Raw genomic sequence first — 24074 nt, 5'->3', positions numbered from 1 at the left:
TGTCGTCGTGCCGAGTGGCCCGGCGAGGGCTTGCTTCGTGCGGGGCGTCGCTGTGCCGGGTGTCTCGGTGGCGGGTTGCTTCGTGCGGGGTTCCTTCAAGGGGGATGTCGTCGTGCCGGGTGTCTCGGTGACGGGTTGCTCCATGCGGGGTTCCGCCGAGCGGGATGTCGCCCCGCCGAGCATTTCCGCGAGGGCCTTCCCCGGGCGGGTCGCCCCGCCCAGCATTTCCGCGAGGGCTTTCCCCGAGCGGGTCGTCCCGCCGAGCATCTCCGCGAGGGCTTCCTCCATGCCGGATTCCGCCAAGCGTGACGTCATCGTGCCGAGCGCGTCCGTGAGGGGCTCCTCCACCCCGGGCTCCTCCACCCCGGGCTCCTCCGCCTCGGGTCCCGCCGTGCCGGGCCCCGCTGAAACCGGTCCCGCCGTTCCGGCCTCCACCGTGGCGCCTGCCCCCGCGCCGGCTCCCTCGCCGGTGCCCTCTCCGGGTTCGTCCCCGACCAGGCCGGGCCTCACGGTCGTACCTCGTCGTCATCGGCGGCGAGTACGTAGGCGTCCGCTACGGGAAGAGCATTCGCCTGCGTGTAGGGCGGGGCGTACGTGTCCGGGGCGGGCAGCAGGCAGCCGCCCGGGTCGGGGACCGCCCAGTCGCCCCGCGGATCTCGTACGAAGGCACTGCCATCCGCACCTCGTACGAGCCCCCCGGCCGCCCACTTCCCGTCGTCCCCAGGCGTCAGCAGTTCCGCCACGTCCAGTACGTGGTGGCCCTCCATGGAGGGTAGGCAGCTGCCCCGGGCCGGGCCGATCGCCGCCGCCCAGGCGGGTGGGATCGACGAGGTGCCGTGCGTGGCGCCGGCCAGCGCGCCCGCGACCGCCGCCGTCGTGTCCGCGTCGCGGCCCATGTTCACGGCGGTGAGCACGGACTCGGTGAAGGCGCCGTCGGCCGCGGCGTACGCGCCGAAGGCGAGGGCGACGGCCTCCGGGGCGAGGTCCGTCCAGGGGTAGCCGCCGATGACGACCGCGGAGCGGACCGCACGCTCGCCGCGGTGGGCGACGGCGACCGCACGGCGCAGGGAGCGGGCCGTCCAGGAGTCGTCCGGGATCACCGCGAGCGCGGAGGCGACCACCGCGATCGTGGGGGCGCCCGCCATGGCCGCCGCGACGCCCGCCGCGACCGCCTGGCCGCCGTAGATGCCCTCCCCGTCGTGGCTCACCGAGCCGTCGATCGCCACGAGCCGGGCGGCTTCGGCGGGCCGGCCGGCCGCGAAGACGCCGAAGGGCGCCGCGCGCATGGCCAGGCCGTCGCTCCAGGCGTGCCGGTGTTGCGCCGAGATGGGGGCGGCCAGGCCGCGGCGCAGGTTTTCCAGCGTGCCGCGCTCGCTGAAGCCCGCGCCGCGGAACGGGCCCTCGTCACGGTCCGCGATCCACTGGTGCCAGGCCGACTCGACATGGGCCACGGTGAGCGCCGAACCGTGCCGGGCCAGCAGCAGGCCCGAGAAGATCGCGTACTCGGTGTCGTCCGTCCCGGCCGGGTGCTCGTCGACGTACCCCGTGATCCGGCCCCACTTCGCACGGATCTCCGACGGCTTCATGTTCTCGGCGGGCGCGCCCAGCGCGTCCCCGACGGCGAGTCCGAGCAGCGCACCGCGCGCCCGTTCGCGGAGATCGGCGGCGTCCCCCGGCGCCGGGACCGAGGGAATGCAGGCGATGGAAGCCATACGTGCCTCTCCTCTCAGGGCCCCTGTCAGGACGCGGAGCTCAGTGCTCGGAGCTAGGCGCGCGGAACCCTTTGCGGATCTGTCCCACATTGGCGGTTGACAGGAGCCTCGCCGGCCGTGACGTCACCCGGTCGACATCTGTGCAGAGATCGACACGGATGAGCATTGTCGCGTAAAGCCGCAGGTAAGCCCAGCCTTTCCTTGCTGGCAAGAGGGAAATGAAAGGCGTAAATTCTGTGTTGTCGAAAAGTAGAACTCGTCCAAAGTTAGCCTTACCTTAGAAACCTTGGGGGACCCGCATGGCCATCATCGAGACCGAAGCGACACTGCACGAGGCGCACCGCGACAACCACACCCACCGTGATGTCAACGGCGGCTGGCTGCGTCCCGCGGTGTTCGGCGCGATGGACGGCCTCGTCTCCAACCTCGCCCTCATGACCGGCGTCGCCGGCGGGTCCGTTTCTCATCAGACCATCGTCATCACCGGGCTCGCGGGTCTCGCCGCGGGCGCCTTCTCCATGGCCGCCGGCGAGTACACCTCCGTCGCCTCGCAGCGCGAACTCGTCGAGGCCGAACTCGACGTGGAGAGAAGGGAGTTGCGCAAGCACCCCAAGGACGAGGAGCGCGAGCTCGCCGAGCTCTACCAAGCCCGTGGTGTCGAGCCCGAGCTCGCGCTGGAAGTCGCCAGGCAGCTCTCCCGCGACCCCGAGCAGGCCCTGGAGATCCACGCCCGCGAGGAGCTGGGCATAGACCCGGGCGACCTGCCCTCCCCGGCCGTCGCCGCCGTGTCGAGCTTCGGCTCCTTCGCGCTCGGCGCCCTGCTCCCCGTACTGCCGTATCTGCTGGGTGCGACCGCCCTGTGGCCCGCGCTGCTGCTCGCGCTGATCGGGCTCTTCGCGTGCGGCGCGATCGTGGCCAAGGTGACCGCGCGGTCCTGGTGGTTCAGTGGACTGCGACAGCTCGCTCTCGGTGGTGCCGCGGCAGGTGTGACATACGTCCTGGGCAGCTTCTTCGGTACGGCCGTAGGATGATGCGCCGAGCACCTATGCAAGGGACTGCATAAGTAGCCGTTACTCGGCGGTTTCGATTCCTTAACCACCGGGCATGAGCCGTAAGCACCGCGGGCAATGACGCCTGCTCCGCACCACTCGTAGCGGGCGACGTAGCCTGCCACGAATCGGACCGACGGTCACTGATCTGTCCGCTTAGGTCCCCTAACTTCCACCGCTGCGCGCGGTACCCCCGCCGCGCCCCCGCGGTGTCCGCATGTTGGAACGCGGTATCCGGTTCCCGAGAATCGCTCCATCATGTAACCTGCGTGAAATTTTGCACCCCCAGCAGAGGGCCAACGTCGTCCCTCGGCAGATGTCATATGCCACGACGACGACGGGAGAGCCGATGCGTACGCCGCGCCAGCCGTCCCAGCACTCCACGAACGGCCAGAACTGGTCCTTCATGGATGCTCGCCCTGCTGCGCAGGGTATGTACGACCCCCGCAACGAGCACGACGCCTGTGGCGTCGGCTTCGTGGCCACCCTCACCGGCGAGGCGAGCCACGCGCTGGTCGAGCAGGCGCTCACGGTTCTGCGCAATCTGGAGCACCGCGGTGCCACCGGCTCCGAGCCGGACTCCGGCGACGGCGCCGGCATTCTCTCCCAGGTTCCCGACGCCTTCTTTCGCGAGGTGGCCGGATTTGAACTGCCCCAGGCCGGTGCGTACGCCGTAGGTATCGCTTTCCTGCCCGAGGACGGCACCGACGCCGCCGTCTCACAGATCGAGACGATCGCCGCCGGCGAAGGCCTCACCGTCCTCGGCTGGCGCGAGGTCCCGGTCGCCCCCGAACTCCTCGGCGCCACCGCTCGCTCGACGATGCCCGTCTTCCGCCAGGTCTTCGTGACCGACGGCGAGTCGGCTTCGGAGGGCATCGACCTCGACCGCAAGGCCTTCGTGCTGCGCAAGCGCGCCGAGCGCGAGGTCGGCGTCTACTTCCCGTCGCTCTCCGCGCGCACCATCGTCTACAAGGGCATGCTGACCACCGGCCAGCTGGAACCCTTCTTCCCGGACCTGTCCGACCGCCGCTTCGCCTCCGCGATCGCGCTCGTGCACTCCCGGTTCTCCACCAACACCTTCCCGAGCTGGCCGCTCGCCCACCCGTACCGCTTCGTCGCGCACAACGGCGAGATCAACACGGTCAAGGGCAACCGCAACTGGATGCGCGCCCGCGAGTCCCAGCTCGTCTCGGACCTCTTCGGCGACAAGGGCCTGGAGCGGATCTTCCCGGTCTGTACGCCGGACGCCTCCGACTCGGCCTCCTTCGACGAGGTGCTCGAACTCCTGCACCTGGGCGGCCGTTCGCTGCCGCACTCCGTGCTGATGATGATTCCGGAGGCGTGGGAGAACCACGACTCCATGGACCCGGCCCGGCGCGCCTTCTACCAGTTCCACTCCACGATGATGGAGCCCTGGGACGGCCCGGCCTGTGTCACCTTCACCGACGGCACCCAGGTAGGCGCGGTCCTCGACCGCAACGGTCTGCGCCCCGGCCGCTACTGGGTCACCGACGAGGGCCTCGTCGTCCTCGGCTCCGAGGTCGGCGTCCTCGACATCCACCCCTCGAAGGTCGTCCGCAAGGGCCGCCTCCAGCCGGGCAAGATGTTCCTCGTCGACACCGCCGAGCACCGCATCATCGAGGACGACGAGATCAAGGCCGGTCTCACCGCCGACATGCCCTACGCGGAGTGGCTGGAGGCCGGCGAGATCGAGCTCTCCGACCTGCCCGAGCGCGAGCACATCGTGCACACCCACGCCTCGGTCACCCGCCGCCAGCAGACCTTCGGCTACACCGAGGAGGAGCTGCGCGTCATCATCGCGCCGATGGCCAAGACCGGCGGCGAGCCGCTCGGCTCCATGGGCACGGACTCGCCGATCGCGGCCCTGTCCGAGCGCCCGCGGCTGCTCTTCGACTACTTCACCCAGCTGTTCGCACAGGTCACCAACCCGCCGCTGGACGCGATCCGCGAAGAGCTGGTCACCTCCCTGCGCTCCTCGCTGGGCCCGCAGGGCAACCTCCTCGAGCCGACCGCCGCTTCGTGCCGCTCGGTCACCCTGCCCTTCCCGGTGATCGACAACGACGAGCTGGCCAAGCTCATCCACATCAACGCCGACGGCGACATGCCCGGCATGAAGGCCGCGACCCTGTCCGGTCTCTACCGGGTCTCCGGTGGTGGCGACTCGCTCGCCGGGCGCCTGGATGAGATCTGCGCCGAGGCCGACGCCGCCATCGAGAACGGCGCCCGTCTCATCGTCCTGTCGGACCGCCACTCGGACGCCGAGCACGCGCCGATCCCCTCACTGCTGCTCACCGCGGCCGTCCACCACCACCTCATCCGCACCAAGCAGCGCACCCACGTGGGCCTGCTGGTCGAGGCGGGCGACGTCCGCGAGGTCCACCACGTGGCCCTGCTCATCGGCTTCGGCGCCGCGGCGGTCAACCCGTACCTGGCGATGGAGTCCGTCGAGGACCTGGTCCGCGCGGGCACCTTCCTGCAGGGCATCGAGCCCGAGCAGGCCATCCGCAACCTGATCTACGCGCTCGGCAAGGGCGTCCTCAAGGTCATGTCCAAGATGGGCATCTCGACCGTCGCCTCCTACCGCGGCGCCCAGGTCTTCGAGGCCGTCGGCCTGGACGAGGCCTTCGTCGAGAAGTACTTCAACGGCACGGCCACAAAGATCGGCGGCGCCGGTCTCGACGTCATCGCCAAGGAGGTCGCCGCCCGGCACGCCAAGGCCTACCCGGCCTCCGGCATCGCGCCCGCGCACCGTGCCCTCGACATAGGCGGCGAGTACCAGTGGCGCCGCGAGGGCGAGCCGCACCTGTTCGACCCGGAGACGGTCTTCCGCCTCCAGCACTCGACGCGCACCGGCAGCTACGACATCTTCAAGAAGTACACGGACCGCGTGAACGAGCAGTCCGAGCGGCTGATGACGCTGCGCGGCCTGTTCGGCTTCACGTCGGACCGCCCCGCGATCTCCATCGACGAGGTCGAGCCCGCCTCCGAGATCGTCAAGCGCTTCTCGACCGGCGCCATGTCGTACGGCTCCATCTCCAAGGAGGCGCACGAGACCCTCGCCATCGCCATGAACCAGCTGGGCGGCAAGTCCAACACCGGTGAGGGCGGCGAGGACGCGGACCGGCTGTACGACCCCGCGCGCCGTTCGTCCATCAAGCAGGTCGCCTCCGGCCGCTTCGGTGTGACCTCGGAGTACCTGGTCAACGCCGACGACATCCAGATCAAGATGGCGCAGGGTGCCAAGCCCGGCGAGGGCGGCCAGCTGCCCGGCCACAAGGTGTACCCCTGGGTCGCCAAGACCCGGCACAGCACCCCGGGCGTGGGCCTGATCTCCCCGCCCCCGCACCACGACATCTACTCCATCGAGGACCTGGCTCAGCTGATCCACGACCTCAAGAACGCCAACCCGCAGGCCCGCATCCACGTGAAGCTGGTCTCCGAGGTCGGCGTCGGCACGGTCGCCGCGGGTGTCTCCAAGGCCCACGCGGACGTCGTACTGATCTCCGGTCACGACGGTGGTACGGGTGCCTCCCCGCTCACGTCGCTGAAGCACGCGGGCGGTCCCTGGGAGCTCGGCCTCGCCGAGACCCAGCAGACGCTGCTGCTCAACGGCCTGCGCGACCGGATCGTCGTGCAGACCGACGGCCAGCTGAAGACCGGCCGTGACGTCGTCATCGCCGCGCTGCTCGGCGCCGAGGAGTTCGGTTTCGCGACCGCGCCGCTCGTCGTCTCCGGCTGCGTCATGATGCGCGTCTGCCACCTGGACACCTGCCCGGTCGGCATCGCCACGCAGAACCCGGTGCTGCGCGACCGCTTCGCCGGCAAGGCCGAGTACGTCGTGAACTTCTTCCAGTTCATCGCCGAAGAGGTCCGCGAGATCCTTGCCGAGCTGGGCTTCCGCACGATCGAGGAGGCCGTCGGCCACGCCGAGAACCTCGACGTGGCGCGGGCGATCACCCACTGGAAGGCGCAGGGCCTGGACCTGTCCCCGCTCTTCCACGTGCCCGAGCTGCCCGAGGGCGCGGTGCGCCACCAGGTCGTCGAGCAGGACCACGGCCTGGAGAAGGCGCTCGACAACGAGCTGATCAAGCTTGCCGCCGACGCGCTCGCCGCGGACTCCGCGACCGACGCCCAGCCGGTCCGCGCGCAGGTCGCGATCCGCAACATCAACCGCACGGTCGGCACCATGCTCGGCCACGAGGTGACGAAGAAGTTCGGCGGCGCGGGTCTGCCCGACGACACGATCGACATCACCTTCACGGGCTCGGCGGGCCAGTCCTTCGGTGCCTTCCTGCCGCGCGGTGTCACGCTCCGCCTGGAGGGCGACGCCAACGACTACGTCGGCAAGGGCCTCTCCGGCGGCCGCGTGATCGTCCGTCCCGACCGGGGCGCCGACCACCTCGCCGAGTTCTCGACGATCGCGGGCAACACCATCGCGTACGGCGCGACGGGCGGCGAGCTCTTCCTGCGCGGCCGCACCGGTGAGCGCTTCTGCGTCCGCAACTCCGGCGCGACCGTCGTGTCCGAGGGCGTGGGCGACCACGGCTGCGAGTACATGACCGGCGGTCACGCGGTGGTCCTCGGCGAGACGGGCCGCAACTTCGCGGCCGGTATGTCCGGCGGCATCGCGTACGTCATCGACCTGAACCGCGACAACGTGAATGTCGGCAACATGGGCGCCGTCGAGGAGCTCGACGACACCGACAAGCGGTGGCTGCACGACGTGGTGCGCCGGCACGCGGAGGAGACCGGCTCGACGGTCGCCGAGAAGCTCCTCGCCGAGTGGTCCGTCTCCGTGGACCGCTTCAGCAAGATCATCCCCAGCACGTACAAGGCAGTGCTCGCCGCCAAGGACGCCGCCGAGCGAGCCGGACTCCCCGAGTCCGAGATCACCGAGAAGATGATGGAGGCGGCGACCAATGGCTGATCCCAAGGGCTTTCTGAACCACGGCCGCGAGGTCGCCAGGACCCGCCCGGTCGACGAGCGCTTGAAGGACTGGAACGAGGTCTACGTTCCGGGCTCGCTGCTCCCGATCATCTCCAAGCAGGCCTCGCGCTGCATGGACTGCGGTATCCCGTTCTGCCACAACGGCTGTCCGCTGGGGAATCTGATCCCCGAGTGGAACGACTACGCGTACCGCGAGGACTGGTCCGCCGCGTCGGAGCGCCTGCACGCCACGAACAACTTCCCGGAGTTCACGGGTCGGCTGTGCCCCGCTCCCTGCGAGTCGGCGTGCGTGCTGGGCATCAACCAGCCCGCCGTGACCATCAAGAACGTCGAGGTCTCGATCATCGACAAGGCGTGGGACACGGGCGATGTCGCCCCGCAGATCCCCGAGCGCCTGAGCGGCAAGACCGTCGCGGTGATCGGCTCGGGCCCGGCGGGTCTGGCCGCCGCCCAGCAGCTCACGCGCGCCGGTCACACGGTCGCGGTGTACGAGCGCGCGGACCGCATCGGCGGCCTGCTCCGCTACGGCATCCCCGAGTTCAAGATGGAGAAGCGGCACATCAACCGCCGTATCGAGCAGATGCGCGCGGAGGGCACCCGCTTCCGTACCGGCATCGAGATCGGCCGCGACCTCAAGGCGACGGACCTGCGCAAGCGGTACGACGCCGTGGTCATCGCCGCCGGTGCGACGACGGCTCGTGATCTCCCCGTCCCCGGGCGGGAGTTGAACGGCATCCACCAGGCGATGGAGTACCTGCCGCTGGCCAACAAGGTCCAGGAGGGCGACTACGTGGCGCCCCCGATCACGGCCGAGGGCAAGCACGTCGTGGTTATCGGCGGCGGCGACACGGGCGCGGACTGCGTGGGCACCGCCCATCGTCAGGGCGCGGCCTCGGTCACGCAGCTGGAGATCATGCCGCGCCCGGGCGAGGAGCGGAACCCGGGCCAGCCCTGGCCGACGTTCCCGATGCTCTACAAGGTCACCTCCGCGCACGAGGAGGGCGGCGAGCGGGTCTACTCCGTCTCGACCACCCACTTCGAGGGCGACGAGGACGGCAACGTCCAGTGGCTGCACCTCGTCGAGGTCGAGTTCATCGACGGCAAGCTGACCCAGAAGCCGGGCACGGAGCGCAAGATCCCCGCCCAGCTGGTGACGCTGGCCATGGGCTTCACCGGTACCGACGTCGAGAACGGCGTGGTCTCCCAGTTCGGCCTTGAGCTCGACGCGCGCGGCAACATCGCGCGTGACGCCGAGTTCGCGACGAATGTCCCCGGCGTGTACGTCGCCGGTGACGCCGGCCGTGGTCAGTCGCTGATCGTCTGGGCGATCGCCGAGGGCCGCTCGGCCGCCCGTGGCGTCGACCGCTTCCTCACCGGTGCCAGCGACCTCCCGGCGCCGATCCGCCCGACGGACCGCTCGCTGATGGTCTGACCTCCCTGACCGTGACCTGACGGTCACTCAAAGACGTCCCGTACAAAGGCGTACGGAACAACCACGGCGCTCGCCTTGTCCCCGACCGGACGTTGGCGGGCGCCGCGGCGTTTCGTCAACTCGCCTTCAGATCCTGGAACTTCACCGTGGCGTCCTCGGTGTTCGCGCCCGCCTTGCCCCGGGTGTAAGGGCGTTCGGTGTCGGTGAAGGTCACCAGGAGGCGGTCGCCCACCGTGACCTTCAGTACGGCACCGCTCTCGTTCCCCTGGCACTGGCTCAGCGTGATCGCGAGCACCGCGGTCAGCGCGGCGGCCAGTGACAGGAGGGCGAGGCCGGGCGTTGCTGGAGTCCTTCGAGGGCCGGCGGTGGTGGGCCGGGGTCTGCTGGTGGATGTGGGACGACTGGCCGGACAGCGAGGAGACGCCGGTGAAGCTCGCGTACACCCCGCACGGCAAACCGGCGGAGGGGGTGCTGCGGGAGAGGTGGGGCGCCCAGAAACACTGAGGCGCCAGGGAGACCCGGGCGCGCCGAGATGTGCTACGGCACGTGGTACGTCTCCCCGTAGACCTTCCACCCCAGCGGCTTGTGCAGGTCCAGGTTCCCGTCGTACAAAAACTGCCGTTGGGCCGTGTCGATGCGAGTGGTGTCGCGGTCCGGGTTCTTGGACTTCATCGTCGTACGGCGGATGTCGAGGAAGATGTCCAGGTACGACTTCTCGCTGCCGCCCTGGGAGGGCAGGTCGGCCTCGCGTATGGCGCGTTCGCGCAGGCCGTAGAAGCTGTCGGGGCTGGTTCCGGGGCCGTGCAGCACCATGGCGTCGTAGTAGATGAACTGGCCGAGCGTGCCGAGGCCGTCGAGTTTGGCGAGGCGGACGGCGGGGTCGAAGTAGACGCGATCGCGTTCGCTGTCCTGTGCCGCGCGGAACGCGGTGACACCGGCCTCCTTGTGCCAGGCGGCCGGGAAGCCGTCGAGACCCTCGTGGGAGTCCGTGCCGTCGACCTTGCGCAGGGCGGGGAGGTAGCGGGCGAGGCCATTGGCCGGGTGGGCCTTCGTGTACCGCTCGACCAGGGTGAGCAGGTCGTGCGTGCCGGTGCAGAAGCCGATGATGCCCGCGGTGTAGCCCTGGCCGTCGCCGATGTCCTCGATGTAGCCGTACGCGCTGCGCCAGTCGAGGGTGGAGTTCTCGGCGCTCGCCACGATCTGCTGCGCGAGCTCCTTCTTGGCCGGGGCGGCGAGGCCGGGCGGCAGGTCCGCGATCAGCTCGTCGTCGGCCGCCTGCTCGGCCGTGCGCTCGGCATGCGACTTGGCGTCCTGACGTGCCTGCTCCGCGGCGGACGTGCTGCCCTTGGCGTTCTGCGCGTCCTTGTGCTCGGGCGTGACGAAGTAGACCGCCGCGGTAACGAGGAGCGGGACGGTGGCGAACAGGAGGCAACCAGCGCGTTTCATGGCGCACAGCGTACGGCGGGGGTGCGCACCGGTTGTGGGTGCCGGTGCGCTTGGGAGTGCGGCCTCGTCCGGCCGGGCGTGCGTCGGCGACTGCGGGTGCGTGCGCCGCCACCGCGGGCGGGGCCTCCGCTACGCCGTTCCGTTCTTGAGCTCCATCACCTTGGCCACCGCTGACACCACCAGCAGGATCAGCAGACCCGCGCAGGCCGCCGCCTGGATCGGGGAGCGGCGGCGGTCGCGGGGCGCGTACGCGTAGGCGATTGTCACGACGCCGCCCGCGAGCAGGCCGCCGAGGTGGCCCTGCCAGGAGGTGAGACCCGCCGAGATCAGCAGCCAGATCAGCAGGCCCGTCATGAAGCGGTTGACGCTCCGCATGTCCGCGCCCAGTCGGCGGGCCATCACGTAGTACGCGGCTCCCAGGCCGAAGATCGCGCCGGACGCGCCGAGCGCGGGGGTGTCCGGAGCGATCAGCAGGACGAGGACGGAGCCGCCGAGGGCCGAGAGCAGATAGAGGGTGATGTAGCGGACGCGGCCGAGCTGGGCCTCCACGACCCGGCCGATGTTCCACAGCGAGACCATGTTCATCACGATGTGCAGGATCCCGAACGTGCCCTCGGTGGGCGGCAGATGGAGGAAAGCCCCGGTCAGCAGCCGGTACCACTCGCCGTCGACGACGCTTCCGGGTGGAAGTCCGACGGGTACGGGGCCTGCCACATGTAGTGGCCGCCGTCGGGCCCCACCAGGCCGGCGCCCAGCATCTCGAACCGGTCCACCACCGACGAACGGACCAACTCGGCCAGGTAGGCGAGCACGTTGAGACCGATCAGGGCGTACGTCACCAGGGGCACCGTGGAGATCCGGCCGCCGAAGGCGGTGCGGGCCTGGCGGATCGAGCGCGCGCCCTCCTTCACGCACTCCACGCACTGGTGGCCGACCGCGGCCTCGCGCATGCAGTCCGGGCAGATGTAGCGGTCGCACGGGTGCAGCGCACATGGGACTCCACCTTGGGATGGCGATAGCAGGTGGTGACGGCGGACTCGGGCTCCACGGCCGGCTCCTCGGAGTGCAACGGGATGGGGGAACGATCAGCCGGTGGGGTCGGCGGCGAACAAAATAGCGAACATCGGTGTACGGGCGGGACGGCGGGGGCCGCGGTGTCTGCGGTGACGTAATCTCGGCACTCCCGTACCCCTCGCGCGATGGGAGACCCGCATGGCCGGAATCAGCCTCACCAAGGTGGAGGAGACCGCGCCCGCGCTGGTCAGTCTGTACAAGAGCGCGGGGGTCTCCCTCACCAAGCACGGGCTGAACGGGCAGCGGGCCGCCGTGTATCTGGTGGTCGACTACTCGGGGTCGATGAAGCCGTACTACCAGGACGGCAGTGTGCAGGCGCTCGCCGACCGGGTGCTCGGGATGGCGGCCCACTTCGACGACGACGGGACGGTGCCGGTCGTCTTATTCTCGACGGACATCGACGCCGTCACCGACATCGCCCTCGACAACCACCAGGGCCGCGTCGAGCGGATCGTGGCCGGGCTCGGGCACATGGGCAAGACCAGCTATCACCTCGCCATGGACGCCGTCATCGACCACTACCTGGACAGCGGCTCCAAGGACCCCGCCCTCGTCGTCTTCCAGACCGACGGCGGACCGATCAACAAGCTCGCCGCCGAACGGTACTTGTGCAAGGCGGCGAAGCTTCCGCTGTTCTGGCAGTTCATAGGGTTCGGGGATCCGGGCAGCAGGCAGTTCGAATTCCTGCGCAAGCTGGACGAGCTGGCGGTGCCGCAGAAGCGGGTGCTCGACAACGCCGGGTTCTTCCATGCCGGTTCGGATCCCCGGAGGGTGTCCGACGGGGAGCTGTACGACCGGCTGGTGGGGGAGTTCCCGCAGTGGCTGGCGGCGGCCCGGGCGCGGGGGATCGTGCAGTGACGGTACGACCGCTGCCCGCCGCCGAGCGGGTCGCCGTGCCCTGGAAGAACGGCGGCGGGGTGACCCGTGAGATTGCCGCCTGGCCCGAGGGCGCGGACATGAGCGACTTCGTGTGGCGGGTGAGCCTCGCCGACGTGGGCGCCGACGGGCCGTTCTCGGCGTTCGCCGAGGTGGACCGGATCCTCACCATGGTCGAGGGCGAGGGGATGGCCCTGACCGTCGGGGGCGAACATCGTCGTGTCGATACGCGGTATGAGCCGAGAGGCTTCCCCGGTGATCTGCCGACCGACTGCCGCCTGCTCGGGGGCCCGGTCGTGAACCTCAACGTCATGTGGCGCAGGGGCGGCGAGGCGGCCCCGACCGTCAGGATCGTGCGTTCCGGGCTGCCCGTCGCCGTCCCGGCGGGGCCGGCCGTGCTGGTCGTCGCGCTCGAGGGGACGGCCGAGGTGGCCGGACTGACCCTCGGGCGGTACGACGCCGCGTTGCTGACCGGGGAGGACGCCGAACTGCGTGCGACGGGACGTACCGCAGTCGTCGCGCTCGTGCCACGGGGCGCCGAGCTCGGCTCGTGACGCCCCGTTGGCTTCGGCCGGGCGCCATGCCACCCTGGGGGCCGAGGGGAGCGGCGTATGGGTGTGCGAGACGTCAACACCAGCCGGAATGCGGGGACTTCACGTGTCGGGACCTCGAGCGCCGGGCGGCGGGGCGAGGCGGGCAACGGGGAGCGGCTCGCGGACTGGGCCGACGGGCGGCTGGGCATCTACGGGCTGGCCAAGGCCAATATGCGCAAGGTCTTTCCGGACCACTGGTCGTTCATGCTCGGCGAGGTCTGCCTCTACAGCTTCCTCATCCTGATCCTCACCGGCGTCTATCTCACCCTGTTCTTCGAGCCGAGTGGCGTCGAGGTCGTCTACCACGGCTCGTACAAGCCGCTGAACGGCATCATCATGACGCGGGCGTACGAGTCCACGCTCGACATCAGCTTCGACGTGCGCGGCGGACTGCTGATCCGGCAGATCCACCACTGGGCGGCGCTCGTCTTCCTCGCCGGGATGCTCGTGCACATGATGCGGGTGTTCTTCACCGGCGCGTTCCGCAAGCCGCGCGAGGTCAACTGGCTGTTCGGCTGGACCCTGTTGATGCTCGGCCTGATCACCGGGCTGACCGGCTACTCGCTCCCCGACGACCTGCTCTCCGGCACCGGCGTCCGTTTCGCGCAGGGCGCCATTCTGTCGGTCCCGATCGTGGGGACGTACCTCTCCTTCTTCCTCTTCGGAGGGGAGTTCCCGGGGCATGACATCATTCCGCGCTTCTTCCCGATCCACGTACTCCTGCTGCCCGGGATCATGCTGGGCCTGGTCGTCGCCCATCTGATCCTGGTCTTCTACCACAAGCACACGCAGTACCCCGGGCCCGGACGGGACCAGAAGTCCGTGATCGGCATGCCGTTCATGCCGGTCTACATGGCCAAGGCGGGCGGCTTCTTCTTCCTCGTCTTCGGCGTGCTGTCGATCATGGGTGCGATCGCGACGATCAACCCCGTGTGGGCCTTCGGACCCTACCGGCCCGACCTCGTGACGACCGGCGCCCAGCCGGACTGGTACCTCGGCTTCTCCGAGGGGCTGATCCGGGTGATGCCGGGATGGGAGATCAACGCCTGGGGGCACACCCTGCAGTTGGGCGTCTTCACCCCCTTCTCCCTCTTCCCGCTCATCATGACCGCCATCGCCGTCTACCCGTTCATCGAGGCGTGGGTCACCGGGGACAAGCGTGAGCACCACATCTTGGACCGGCCGCGCAATGTGCCCACCCGCACCGGGCTCGGCGTCGCCTGGCTGACGCTGTACGCCGTGCTGCTCGTCGGCGGGGGCAACGACCTGTGGGCCACCCACTTCCATCTCTCGATCAACGCGATCACCTGGTTCGTGCGGGTCGCCGTCTTCGTCGCGCCCGCGCTCGCCTTCGTCGTCACGAAACGGATCTGTCTGGGACTGCAACGCCGGGACCGCGACAAAGTGCTGCACGGGCGCGAGTCCGGCATCATCAAGCGGCTCCCGCACGGCGAGTACGTCGAGGTCCATGAACCGCTCTCGCAGGCGCATCGGTTCACCCTCACCCAGCACGAGCAGGCGCCGCCGTACGAGGTGGGTCCGCTCGTCGACGCCAACGGCGTGGCCCGTCGGGTGGGCCCCTCCCGCCGGCTGCGCGCCCGGCTGGCCCGGGCCCTGTACGGAGCCGGTACGCAGATCCCGAAGCCGACGGTCGAGGAGTACCGGGAGCTCACGAGCGAGGACCATCACCACTGAGACCGGCGAGCACCGCCGCCCGGCACTCGGCCGGGCTGCCCCACGCGGTGCGCAGGGCGCGGGCCTTGGTGAGCCAGAGGGAGAGGTCGTACTCGGCCGTGTAGCCGATCGCGCCGTGCAGCTGGAGCGCGGTACGGGCGGTGGCGTACGCGGCCTCGCAGGCCGTGACCTTGGCGGCGGCCACATCGGCCGGGGCCATCGACAGGGCGGCTCCGAAGAGGAGCGGCCGCGCGAAATCCAGGGCGATCTTCGCGTCCGCCAGCCGATGCTTCACGGCCTGGAACGAGCCTATGGGCACCCCGAATTGGCTCCGCTGCTGCACGTAGCCGACCGTCCGGTCGAGAAGCGCGAGCCCGACCCCCAGGGCTTGGGCCGCGGTGGCGAGCCGGGCCCATACGAGGGCCTGGGCGGCAGCGCGAGCCACATGGGGCCCCGTGGCGAGGAGCTCACCGCCTGGGAGCGGGCGAGCGAGCCGGCGGGCGGGGTCGAGGGAGGGGCGAGGGGAGTTGTCGGTGTCGGCGGCGGCTGTCGGTGTCGCGGTCGGCGTGGATGTGCGGACCGGCGCCTGTGCCAGGTGCAACTCGGCGGTCTCACCGGTGCTCCGCACCGCCAGGTGCACCTCCGCCGCATCCCCGTCCAGCAGATACGGCACCCCGCCCGGCAGGGCCAGCGTGGCCACCGCCCCGCCCGACGCGAGCGTCGGCAGGAGGCGCTTGGCGGGGCCCGATTCGCCGAGCGAGGACAGGAGCGCGGCCGCCGCCACCGTCTCCACCAGGGGGCCCGGCACCGCGTGTCGGCCCACCTCCAGGAAGGCGACGGCCAGTTCCACGGGAAGGGGGCCCACACCCTCGTATGCCTCGGGTACCGCCAGCGCGAAGACGCCCGCGTCGGCGAGGCGGGACCACAGGGCGCGGCCTGGGGCGTGGTCGCCCGCGGCCCAGGCGCGGACGGCCGCGGGGGTGTCCGCGGAGGTCAGCATCGCGTCCAGGGAGGCGGCGAAGGCGCGCTGCTCGGTGTCGAGGAGGAAACGCATCAGCGGCGTCCCTTCGGGAGGCCGAGCAGCCGCTCGGCGATGATGTCGCGCTGGATCTCGTTGGTGCCCGCGTAGATGGGACCCGCGAGGGAGAAGACGTATCCCTCGGACCAGCCGGTGTCCGCCAACTCGCCCTCCGGGCCCAAAAGATCGAGCGCGGTCTCGTGCAGCGCGATGTCGTACTCGGACCAGAAGACCTTGTTCAGGCTGGACTCCGGGCCGATGCTGTCGCCGTCGAGGAAACGGGAGGCATGGGCGTACGTGAAGAGCTGATAGGCGCGGGCGCCGATCACCGCGTCGGCCACCCGGTCGCGCAGGGCCGTGTCCGTGAGGTCCGCCCGGGTGCGCCAGAGGGACACCAGCCGGTCGGCGGCGGCGAGGAAGCGGCCCGGTGAGCGCAGCGTCAGCCCGCGTTCGTTGCCCGCGGTCGACATGGCGACCCGCCAGCCCTGGCCCGGCTCGCCGATCACGTCGTCGTCCGGGACGAACACGTCGTCCAGGAAGAGTTCGGCGAACGCCGGTCTGCCGTCCAGACGGCCGATCGGGCGGACCGTCACACCTGGTGCGCGGAGGTCGAACATCAGGTAGGTCAGGCCCTGGTGGGGCCTCGGGGTGTCCGGATCGCTGCGGAACAGGCCGAACGCGCGGTCGGCGAAAGCGGCCCGCGACGACCAGGTCTTCTGCCCGCTCAACAGCCAGCCGCCGGCCGTGCGCACCGCGCGCGAGGTGAGGGAGGCCAGGTCGGAGCCCGCCTCGGGTTCGGACCAGGCCTGCGCCCAGATGACCTCGCCCGTGGCCATCGACGGCAGCACGCGCGCGCGTTGCTCCTGCGTGCCGTGGTCGAAGAGCGTCGGCGCGAGAAGGCTGATGCCGTTCTGGCTGACCCGGCCCGGCGCGCTCGCCGCGTAGTACTCCTCCTCGAAGACCAGCCATCGGACGATGTCCGCGCCCCGGCCGCCGTACGCCGTCGGCCAGGACACCACCGACCAGCGGTCCGCGGCCAGTTCGGCCTCCCACGCGCGGTGCGCGGCGAAGCCCTCCTCGGTCTCCAGCGAGGGGAGGGCAACGGCCGGGACATGGTCGTCGAGCCAGGCCCGGGCCTCGGTGCGGAACGCCTCGTCGGCGGGCGAGTGGGCGAGATCCATCGGCGGCACCTTTCGGCGGTGATCTCTGCGGCAACCTTCCCTAACAAGTGTTTGGTAGGTTAGCGTGGAGTCATGACAGACGTCGAGGGTCCGGAGTACGTACCTGGGCACGGGCTGTTGAAGGGGCGCACCGCCGTTGTCACCGCCGCCGCGGGTGCCGGGATCGGCGGAGCCACGGCCCGTCGGTTTCTGGAGGAGGGTGCGCGCGTGCTGATCAGCGACGCGCACACGCGGCGGCTCAAGGAGACCGAGCAGGCACTCGCCGAGGAGTTCGGTGCCGCGAGTGTCGCCGCGCTGCCCTGCGATGTCACCGACGAGGACCAGGTCCAGTCCCTTTTCGACACGGCTGCCGGGCTGCACGGCGGCCTGGACGTCGTCGTCAACAACGCCGGCCTGGGCGGCACTTCGGCTCTCGTCGACATGACCGACGAGCAATGGTCGAAGGTGCTCGACGTAACGCTGAACGGCACGTTTCGGTGCACCCGGGCGGCCCTGCGCCGGCTCAAGGAGCAGGAGAGGGGCGGGGTCGTCGTGAACAACGCCTCCGTCGTCGGCTGGCGCGCTCAGGCCGGCCAGGCGCACTACGCCGCCGCGAAGGCCGGCGTCATGGCGCTCACCCGATGCGCCGCCATCGAGGCCGCCGCGTACGGAGTGCGAGTCAACGCCGTGTCACCGAGCCTCGCCATGCACCCCCACCTCGCCAAGGTCACCACGCCCGAGCTCCTCGAAGAGCTGACCGCGCGCGAGGCCTTCGGACGCCACGCCGAGCCCTGGGAGGTGGCCAACGTGATCGTGTTCCTGGCGTCGGGCTACTCCTCGTACATGACCGGCGAGGTCGTCTCCGTCAGTAGCCAGCACGCCTAGGACGACAATGGGACCGTGCCTACCAAGAAGAAGCCCCAGGTGACCGCCTCGCCGGAGCGGCGACGTGAACTCCTCGACACCGCCGCCGAGGTCTTCGCCGAGCAGGGCTACAACGCCACCACCGTCCGCAAGATCGCGGACGAGGCCGGGATGCTCGCGGGCAGCCTCTACTACCACTTCGACTCCAAGGAATCGATGCTGGAGGAGATCCTGCGGACGTTCCTCGACGAGCTCTGGAACGGGTACGACGCCGTCCTGGATGCCGAACTGGGCCCCAGGGAAACCCTGGAGGCCCTGGTCACCGAGTCCTTCCGGGAGATCGACCGGCACCGCGCGGCCGTCGCCATCTACCAGAAGGAGTCCAAGCACCTCACCGCCCAGCAGCGCTTCGCGTTCCTCGCCGACTCGCAGCGCAACTTCGAGAAGGCGTGGCTGAGCACGCTGGAGCGCGGCGTCGACGCCGAGGTCTTCCGGGCCGACCTCGACATCCGGCTCACCTACCGGTTCGTGCGCGACACCGTGTGGGTTGCCGCGTCCTGGTACCGGCCCGGTGGACAGCACAGCCCGGAGGAGATCGCCCGGCAGTACCTGTCGATGGTCCTCGACGGGATCTCCGTACGCGAATAACCCATGTCTGCGAGGGAGTTGTCATGGCCGAGGCCTACATAGTCGAAGCGGTCCGCACGCCCGTCGGGCGGCGCAGGGGAGGCCTGAGCGGTGTCCACCCGGCCGACCTCGGAGCACATGTCCTCAAGGCCCTGGTCGAGCGGTCCGGTGTGGACCCGGCCGCCGTCGAGGACGTCGTCTTCGGCTGCCTGGACACGGTGGGGCCGCAGGCCGGTGACATCGCCCGCACCTGCTGGCTGGCGGCGGGCCTGCCCGAGGAGGTGCCGGGCGTCACGATCGACCGGCAGTGCGGGTCCTCCCAGCAGGCGATCCACTTCGCCGCGCAGGGCGTGCTGTCCGGCACCCAGGACCTGGTGGTCGCCGGGGGTGTCCAGAACATGTCGCAGATACCCATCGCCTTCGCCTCCCGCCAGGCCGCCGAACCGCTCGGTCTCACCGAGGGCCCCTTCGTGGGCAGCGAGGGCTGGCGGGCGCGCTACGGCGACCGGCCCGTCAACCAGTTCCACGGCGCCGAGCTGATCGCCGCCAAGTGGGGTATCAGCCGCCGTGACCAGGAGGAGTTCGCGCTCCGCTCCCACCAGCGGGCGATCCGCGCCATCGACGAGGGCCGCTTCACGCGCGAAACCGTGGCCTACGGTGAGGTCACGGTCGACGAGGGCCCGCGCCGGGACACCTCGCTCGAGAAAATGGCCGGCCTGAATCCGGTCGTCGAGGGCGGCACCATCACCGCCGCCTGCTCCTCCCAGGTGTCCGACGGCTCCGCCGCGATGCTGCTCGCCTCGGAGCGGGCGGTCCGCGAACACGGGCTGACGCCCCGCGCGCGGGTCCACCACCTCTCGGTGCGCGGCGAGGATCCCATCCGCATGCTGTCGGCCCCCATCCCGGCCACGGCGTACGCCCTGAAGAAGACCGGCATGTCCATCGGCGACATCGACCTCGTCGAGATCAACGAGGCCTTCGCTCCGGTCGTCCTCGCCTGGCTGAAGGAGACCGGGGCCGACCCGGAGAAGGTCAACGTCAACGGTGGCGCGATCGCGCTGGGCCACCCCCTCGGCGCGACCGGCGTCAAACTCATGACGACCCTGCTCCACGAACTGGAGCGCACCGGCGGCCGGTTCGGACTGCAGACCATGTGCGAGGGCGGCGGTCAGGCCAACGTGACGATCATCGAACGGGTCTGAGGCGACGGGCGGTGCCCCTATGGGTTTCGTCAACCCCTGGGGGCGGGTTGTGGGTCGTGGAAGGTGCCGTCGCGGAGCATCACGAGGAGCAGGTCGGCTCGTCGTCTGGCCGGACGGATCGAGCACGGCAAGGACGGCCGGGTGCTGCAACCGTGGCCCCAGAACCCATTCCAGGGAGGGGTGGATCTGTGTGAGCAGGCCGTGGAGTCGGTTGGCGACCCTGGTCGCTTCGTCGGCCAGGTCGTCGTCAAAGCCCACGATCATCTCCAGCTCGGCGATCGTCTCGTCCTCGCCGCCGATTGCCCGCAGCGTGTGGGGCATCGCAGGATCCTCAGTTCGCCTCGTACTTCATCGAACTTGTCCCGGGCCTCGATGAGGTCCTTCGGGAAGTCCCGTCCGGTGGACGGGACTTCGGTGCCGACGCCGGTCGGCACCGCGGGTCCGCGAGGGGTTCTCGACGAGCCGCCGCCCCTCGAATCCTCGGCAGAAACCATGGGCCCCGGGCACGCCAATATCTGTGCCTACAAAGTGAGAATTGAGCTTGAAGCGCGGTGAATATTACTCACTCGACAGGCATGGCGGAGTTATTCGTCGCGCACGGCCGATCGCACCGTGCTACTCTCGATCTCAGTTGCAGTTGTGGTTCCCGAAATCTTGCAGGTGTCCCCGCCAATTCATTCCAGTGGGGATCCTTTATGGCTCCGGTTATTTCCGGCAGGGTGATCATCACGGCGACACGGAGTACACGCAGTGTGAACTCCGAGCACCGCCCCGAAGGAGAAATAACATGGCTTCCGGAACCGTGAAGTGGTTCAACGCAGAAAAGGGCTTCGGCTTCATCGAGCAGGACGGTGGCGGCGCTGACGTCTTCGCCCACTACTCGAACATCGCCGCCCAGGGCTTCCGCGAGCTGTCGGAGGGCCAGAAGGTCACGTTCGACATCGCGCAGGGTCAGAAGGGCCCGACGGCCGAGAACATCGTTCCCGCCTGACGTCGGCACGTACTTCGCAGCTGGGGCCCGCACCTTGGGTGCGGGCCCCAGCTCGCTGCGTTTCAGGGGATTCGCGCCCCACTCTCCGGGATCCCGTCCGAGCTCCGGACGAAAATCCGTCGGGGCCGCCTCCACACGGAGCGACCGGCACCCTCGCAGGAATCGCACCATGCGCTCCCGCGAGTAATCCCCCGCCGATCCGATTTTCCATCCGATTCGGCTCCCATTTTCTTCGGCTCGTTCTTGCAATTCTCTGCGCTGCTCGTTTTCTGCGGGAATTCCTTGATGCGCGCCACGTCAAGGAAGGTTCCACGTGAACCGCACGCGCACAAACGAGCGCTTCGCCCGCACTCGCACCGGAAATCCGGGCTCCGCGAGGGGCGGAAACCGCACCGGCTCCCCGCGCCGTCCCGAAGGCCACGGACGCCGACAGACCTCGCCCCAAGGCGAGTTCGCACTGCCGAAGACGGTCATCCCGGCGCTGCCCGCCGTCGAGGCGTTCGCCGATCTGGATATGCCGGCGCAGTTGCTGCGCGCGCTGGGCCACGAGGGCGTGACCGTACCGTTCCCGATCCAGGCCGCGACCCTGCCGAACTCCCTGGCGGGCCGTGACGTACTGGGCCGTGGCCGCACCGGTTCGGGCAAGACCCTTGCCTTCGGCCTCGCCCTGCTGGCCCGTACGGCCGGCCGACGCGCCGAGCCGCGGCAGCCGCTGGCCCTCGTCCTCGTACCCACCCGCGAGCTGGCCCAGCAGGTCACCGACGCCCTCGCTCCGTACGCCCGCTCCGTGAGGCTGCGGCTGGCCACCGTGGTCGGCGGAATGTCGATCGGCAAGCAGGCCGGTGCGCTGCGTACGGGGGCGGAGGTCGTCGTCGCCACGCCGGGCCGGCTCAAGGACCTCATCGACCGTGGCGACTGCCGCCTGGACCAGGTCGCCGTCACCGTGCTCGACGAGGCCGACCAGATGACCGACATGGGCTTCATGCCCCAGGTCACCGAGCTTCTCGACCAGGTGCGCCCCGGAGGCCAGCGGATGCTGTTCTCGGCCACGCTGGACCGCAACGTCGATCTGCTGGTCCGCCGCTACCTGACCGACCCCGTGGTCCACTCCGTCGACCCGTCCGCGGGCGCCGTGACCACCATGGAGCACCATGTACTCCACGTGCACGGCGCGGACAAGCACCGGACGACCACCGAGATTGCGGCCCGGGACGGCCGGGTGATCATGTTCCTGGACACCAAGCACGGGGTGGACCGGTTGACCGAGCACCTGTTGAACAGTGGTGTTCGGGCCGCCGCCCTGCACGGCGGCAAGTCCCAGCCGCAGCGCACGCGGACCCTGTCCCGCTTCAAGTCCGGGCATGTGACGGTGCTGGTGGCGACCAATGTCGCGGCACGTGGGATCCACGTCGACAACCTCGACCTGGTCGTGAACGTCGACCCGCCCAGCGACCACAAGGACTACCTGCACCGGGGAGGCCGCACGGCCCGCGCCGGTGAGTCCGGCAGCGTCGTCACGCTGGTGACCCTCAACCAGCGCCGCGACATGAGCCGGCTGATGGCCGCCGCCGGCATCACCCCGCAGACCACCCAGGTGCGCTCGGGCGAAGCCGAACTGAGCCGCATCACCGGTGCCCAGGCGCCCTCGGGCGTCCCGGTCACCATCACCGCGCCGGCCACGGAACGTCCCCGGCGCGGCGCCTCCTCGTCCCGCGGCCAGCGTGGTCGCGCCGGCCGGGGCCGGTCCACCGGCGATACGGCACGCCGCACGGCGCAGCGCTCGTCCGCCGTCGACGCGGCCGGCTAGACCGTCGCGTCCGACACCGTCATATCCGACCCCGTCGCGGCCCGCACCGTCGTGTTGAGCCCGTCGCGCCCGGCCCGTCGTGACCGGAAAATCCGCCCGTCCCCGCAGGAGGCATCCTTTGACACCGGCCCAGACTCGGCAACGCCCCGCACACCCCCTCCCCTCGGCTTCGGCCGGGGCCATGGACCTGTCCGGACCGCAGGTCTGTGACGACATGACCGTCGAGGTGGCGCTGTCCGTCATGGTCGGTGCTCGTGTCGGGTTCCTGGTCCTGTGCGACCGGGACGAGCAGGTCACGGGGTCGATCACCCGGACCCGGCTCGTCGCTGTCCGCGACAGCTCCGCCTACACGGACCGGCTCCGGCTGCGGGACGTCCTCGGCGCCGACGGGCCGTCCGCCCCGCCCGTGACCACGACGCCGCCCGGAGCCGGGCACGCGACGCGGTGTCGGCAGCCCGGCGCCCCGTCCGTCGTCGCCGGCGAGCACGGTCCCGCCCTGGGCGCTCTCGCCCTGTCCCGCTGATCGACCCCGTCCCGACCCCAGTCGGCCCGGTCCCCTTCTTCCTTCCCTGTGATCTTGTGAGGCATCATGCGCTGCGTCATCGCCCGGTTCCCGTTCGACCTCACCAAGAGCGGGGTGCTGACCTCGATGAAGGGTGTGAAGCCGGAGACCATCACGGGTGAGTCCGTGCTCATCGGCCGCCGCCACTACCCCGTCAAGCAGGTGGGCGAAGTCATCACCCGGCAGGACCGCCGCGACTTCACCAGCGGAGAGGTCACCCGGGCCATGGCGCGGCTCGGCTTCACCTGCCGAAGCGGCCATGAGGCCGCGCCCGTCCCGCATGCTTCGCACGCCCCCACGCCGCTCGAGACCGCCTCGGCGCTGCTCGGCAGCCCCACCCCCCTGGGGGTGTGACGACGACCGCCGGAAGCTGATCCACCGGACGGCGTCCGGCACAGGACAGCGATGAAGGGCCCTGCCGACGCGCGTCGGCAGGGCCCTTCATCGCTGTCGTCGTCCGGTTGTTCCGGTCGACCGACACCGATCCATCAGGAAGGCGCCGGACACGGCGTCTCAGTACGACGTCTCAGTGATCGGAGTAGCTGAAGTCGCCCACGGTCCAGGCGCTGACGTCCTTGATCGCGACGCGGTACATCCCACCGGTCTCGGGAATTCCGATGTTGCCCTGGAGGATCCGGGCGAGATGGAAGTGCAGATGCGTGGGCGCCTCGCCACGGTCCCGCGGCCGGTCTGCGATGAAGACGCCGGAGAACGAGTCGAGGTGGTCGGAGTCCTTGAGCACCTCCGAGACCCGCTCCCTCCACGCGGCTTCGGGAGCCAGTCGGCCGGTGATGACAGCACCACCGACAACCACGGTCAGCGACATCCGATTGCTCTGCCCGGACTCCACCATGGCGGAGATGCCGACGAGCAGCTCGTCAGGGTTCGACATGGGAGCCGATTCTATCCAGCGGCCGCTCCCGCTACCCACCCGTAGAGGTGACGTGAGGATACTTGGGGCTCGTGCCGATCAAAATCTGTGTTTGTCAGAGTAGACATTGGTCAGGTGTGTGGTTAG

Annotated in this window: 20 protein-coding genes and 3 pseudogenes; 14 read left to right on the top strand and 9 right to left on the bottom strand. The window is 69.9% G+C overall.

The genetic code is table 11. From position 1 onward, the window contains the following. Nucleotides 1-510: pseudogene (locus tag ACZ4RZ_RS09705) on the bottom strand (hypothetical protein); the annotation flags it as partial. After that, nucleotides 507-1712 (bottom strand): ADP-ribosylglycohydrolase family protein, encoded by a 1206-nt coding sequence (locus ACZ4RZ_RS09700; RefSeq protein ID WP_467743432.1) that lies wholly within the window; start codon nucleotides 1710-1712, stop codon nucleotides 507-509. The gene ACZ4RZ_RS09700 and the pseudogene ACZ4RZ_RS09705, both read right to left, overlap by 4 nt. 299 nt (nucleotides 1713-2011) lie before the next feature. Here ACZ4RZ_RS09700 and ACZ4RZ_RS09695 point away from each other — a divergent pair, with 299 nt between their 5' ends. The 3 genes from ACZ4RZ_RS09695 (at nucleotide 2012) to ACZ4RZ_RS09685 (ending at nucleotide 9162) form a co-directional block, all read left to right on the top strand. After that, the gene (locus tag ACZ4RZ_RS09695) at nucleotides 2012-2743 is read left to right on the top strand and encodes a VIT1/CCC1 transporter family protein (protein ID WP_467743431.1); all 732 of its coding nucleotides are present in this window, start codon (nucleotides 2012-2014) and stop codon (nucleotides 2741-2743) included. Between the two features lie 367 nt (nucleotides 2744-3110). Continuing rightward, nucleotides 3111-7709, top strand: coding sequence for a glutamate synthase large subunit (gene gltB / locus ACZ4RZ_RS09690; RefSeq protein WP_467743430.1), 4599 nt, complete (start codon nucleotides 3111-3113; stop codon nucleotides 7707-7709). Beyond that, on the top strand, nucleotides 7702-9162 hold the full coding sequence (locus ACZ4RZ_RS09685) for a glutamate synthase subunit beta (protein ID WP_467743429.1): 1461 nt from the start codon (nucleotides 7702-7704) through the stop codon (nucleotides 9160-9162). Before gltB ends, ACZ4RZ_RS09685 begins: the two co-directional genes overlap by 8 nt. Nucleotides 9163-9277: 115 nt before the next feature. Here the strand turns inward: ACZ4RZ_RS09685 and ACZ4RZ_RS09680 are convergent, their stop codons facing one another. Next, complete coding sequence (locus ACZ4RZ_RS09680; RefSeq protein WP_467743428.1) at nucleotides 9278-9457, bottom strand: hypothetical protein; 180 nt, start codon at nucleotides 9455-9457, stop codon at nucleotides 9278-9280. Between the two features lie 44 nt (nucleotides 9458-9501). Between ACZ4RZ_RS09680 and ACZ4RZ_RS09675 the strand changes: the two genes are divergently transcribed. Further along, entirely contained in the window at nucleotides 9502-9666 is a 165-nt protein-coding gene (locus ACZ4RZ_RS09675) for a hypothetical protein (protein ID WP_467743427.1), read from the top strand. Between the two features lie 33 nt (nucleotides 9667-9699). Here the strand turns inward: ACZ4RZ_RS09675 and ACZ4RZ_RS09670 are convergent, their stop codons facing one another. Continuing rightward, nucleotides 9700-10608 carry a chitosanase gene (locus ACZ4RZ_RS09670; protein WP_467743426.1) on the bottom strand — a complete coding sequence of 303 codons (909 nt, stop codon included), beginning with the start codon at nucleotides 10606-10608 and terminating at the stop codon, nucleotides 9700-9702. Nucleotides 10609-10737: 129 nt separating this feature from the next. After that, nucleotides 10738-11656 (bottom strand): annotated as a pseudogene (locus ACZ4RZ_RS09665) (rhomboid family intramembrane serine protease). 164 nt (nucleotides 11657-11820) lie between these two features. On the opposite strand from ACZ4RZ_RS09665, the gene ACZ4RZ_RS09660 reads away from it, so the two are divergent. The 3 genes from ACZ4RZ_RS09660 to qcrB are packed head-to-tail and all read left to right on the top strand — an operon-like array spanning nucleotide 11821 to nucleotide 14846. Next, nucleotides 11821-12540, top strand: a complete 720-nt coding sequence (locus ACZ4RZ_RS09660) for a vWA domain-containing protein (RefSeq protein ID WP_467743425.1) — start codon at nucleotides 11821-11823, stop codon at nucleotides 12538-12540. Next, entirely contained in the window at nucleotides 12537-13112 is a 576-nt protein-coding gene (locus ACZ4RZ_RS09655) for a HutD/Ves family protein (RefSeq protein WP_467743424.1), read from the top strand. Before ACZ4RZ_RS09660 ends, ACZ4RZ_RS09655 begins: the two co-directional genes overlap by 4 nt. Before the next feature lie 57 nt (nucleotides 13113-13169). Next, the gene (qcrB, locus tag ACZ4RZ_RS09650) at nucleotides 13170-14846 is read left to right on the top strand and encodes a cytochrome bc1 complex cytochrome b subunit (RefSeq protein WP_467743423.1); all 1677 of its coding nucleotides are present in this window, start codon (nucleotides 13170-13172) and stop codon (nucleotides 14844-14846) included. Here qcrB and ACZ4RZ_RS09645 read toward each other — a convergent pair. Both ACZ4RZ_RS09645 and ACZ4RZ_RS09640 read right to left on the bottom strand, forming a co-directional pair. Beyond that, complete coding sequence (locus ACZ4RZ_RS09645; RefSeq protein ID WP_467743422.1) at nucleotides 14821-15879, bottom strand: acyl-CoA dehydrogenase family protein; 1059 nt, start codon at nucleotides 15877-15879, stop codon at nucleotides 14821-14823. The genes qcrB and ACZ4RZ_RS09645 overlap by 26 nt on opposite strands. Beyond that, nucleotides 15879-17024 carry an acyl-CoA dehydrogenase family protein gene (locus ACZ4RZ_RS09640; protein ID WP_467743421.1) on the bottom strand — a complete coding sequence of 382 codons (1146 nt, stop codon included), beginning with the start codon at nucleotides 17022-17024 and terminating at the stop codon, nucleotides 15879-15881. The genes ACZ4RZ_RS09645 and ACZ4RZ_RS09640 overlap by 1 nt, the downstream gene beginning before the upstream one ends. Nucleotides 17025-17096: 72 nt before the next feature. Here ACZ4RZ_RS09640 and ACZ4RZ_RS09635 point away from each other — a divergent pair, with 72 nt between their 5' ends. Genes ACZ4RZ_RS09635 through ACZ4RZ_RS09625 form a run of 3 tightly spaced genes read left to right on the top strand, consistent with a single transcriptional unit; the run spans nucleotide 17097 to nucleotide 19696 of the window. Beyond that, nucleotides 17097-17888, top strand: a complete 792-nt coding sequence (locus ACZ4RZ_RS09635; protein ID WP_467743420.1) for an SDR family oxidoreductase — start codon at nucleotides 17097-17099, stop codon at nucleotides 17886-17888. A gap of 15 nt (nucleotides 17889-17903) precedes the next feature. Beyond that, entirely contained in the window at nucleotides 17904-18515 is a 612-nt protein-coding gene (locus tag ACZ4RZ_RS09630) for a TetR/AcrR family transcriptional regulator (RefSeq protein ID WP_467743419.1), read from the top strand. 23 nt (nucleotides 18516-18538) lie between these two features. Continuing rightward, complete coding sequence (locus ACZ4RZ_RS09625) at nucleotides 18539-19696, top strand: acetyl-CoA C-acetyltransferase (protein WP_467743418.1); 1158 nt, start codon at nucleotides 18539-18541, stop codon at nucleotides 19694-19696. A gap of 108 nt (nucleotides 19697-19804) precedes the next feature. Here the strand turns inward: ACZ4RZ_RS09625 and ACZ4RZ_RS09620 are convergent. Beyond that, nucleotides 19805-20017: pseudogene (locus ACZ4RZ_RS09620) on the bottom strand (IS110 family transposase); the annotation flags it as partial. Nucleotides 20018-20483: 466 nt separating this feature from the next. On the opposite strand from ACZ4RZ_RS09620, the gene ACZ4RZ_RS09615 reads away from it, so the two are divergent. The 4 genes from ACZ4RZ_RS09615 to ACZ4RZ_RS09600 all read left to right on the top strand — a co-directional run bounded on the left by ACZ4RZ_RS09615 (nucleotide 20484) and on the right by ACZ4RZ_RS09600 (nucleotide 23410). Next, nucleotides 20484-20687 (top strand): cold-shock protein, encoded by a 204-nt coding sequence (locus tag ACZ4RZ_RS09615; protein WP_356065783.1) that lies wholly within the window; start codon nucleotides 20484-20486, stop codon nucleotides 20685-20687. A gap of 313 nt (nucleotides 20688-21000) precedes the next feature. Next, nucleotides 21001-22494 carry a DEAD/DEAH box helicase gene (locus ACZ4RZ_RS09610; protein WP_467743417.1) on the top strand — a complete coding sequence of 498 codons (1494 nt, stop codon included), beginning with the start codon at nucleotides 21001-21003 and terminating at the stop codon, nucleotides 22492-22494. Between the two features lie 181 nt (nucleotides 22495-22675). Further along, complete coding sequence (locus ACZ4RZ_RS09605) at nucleotides 22676-23017, top strand: CBS domain-containing protein (RefSeq protein ID WP_467743416.1); 342 nt, start codon at nucleotides 22676-22678, stop codon at nucleotides 23015-23017. A gap of 66 nt (nucleotides 23018-23083) precedes the next feature. Then, nucleotides 23084-23410 carry an SCO5918 family protein gene (locus tag ACZ4RZ_RS09600; RefSeq protein WP_399077981.1) on the top strand — a complete coding sequence of 109 codons (327 nt, stop codon included), beginning with the start codon at nucleotides 23084-23086 and terminating at the stop codon, nucleotides 23408-23410. Between the two features lie 172 nt (nucleotides 23411-23582). Here ACZ4RZ_RS09600 and ACZ4RZ_RS09595 read toward each other — a convergent pair whose 3' ends face one another. After that, on the bottom strand, nucleotides 23583-23948 hold the full coding sequence (locus ACZ4RZ_RS09595) for a hypothetical protein (RefSeq protein WP_467743415.1): 366 nt from the start codon (nucleotides 23946-23948) through the stop codon (nucleotides 23583-23585). Between the last annotated feature and the right edge of the window lie 126 nt (nucleotides 23949-24074).

The sequence above is a fragment of the Streptomyces sp. NPDC027189 genome (genome assembly GCF_055566975.1).
This window is presented reverse-complemented; position numbering and strand designations above follow the sequence as displayed.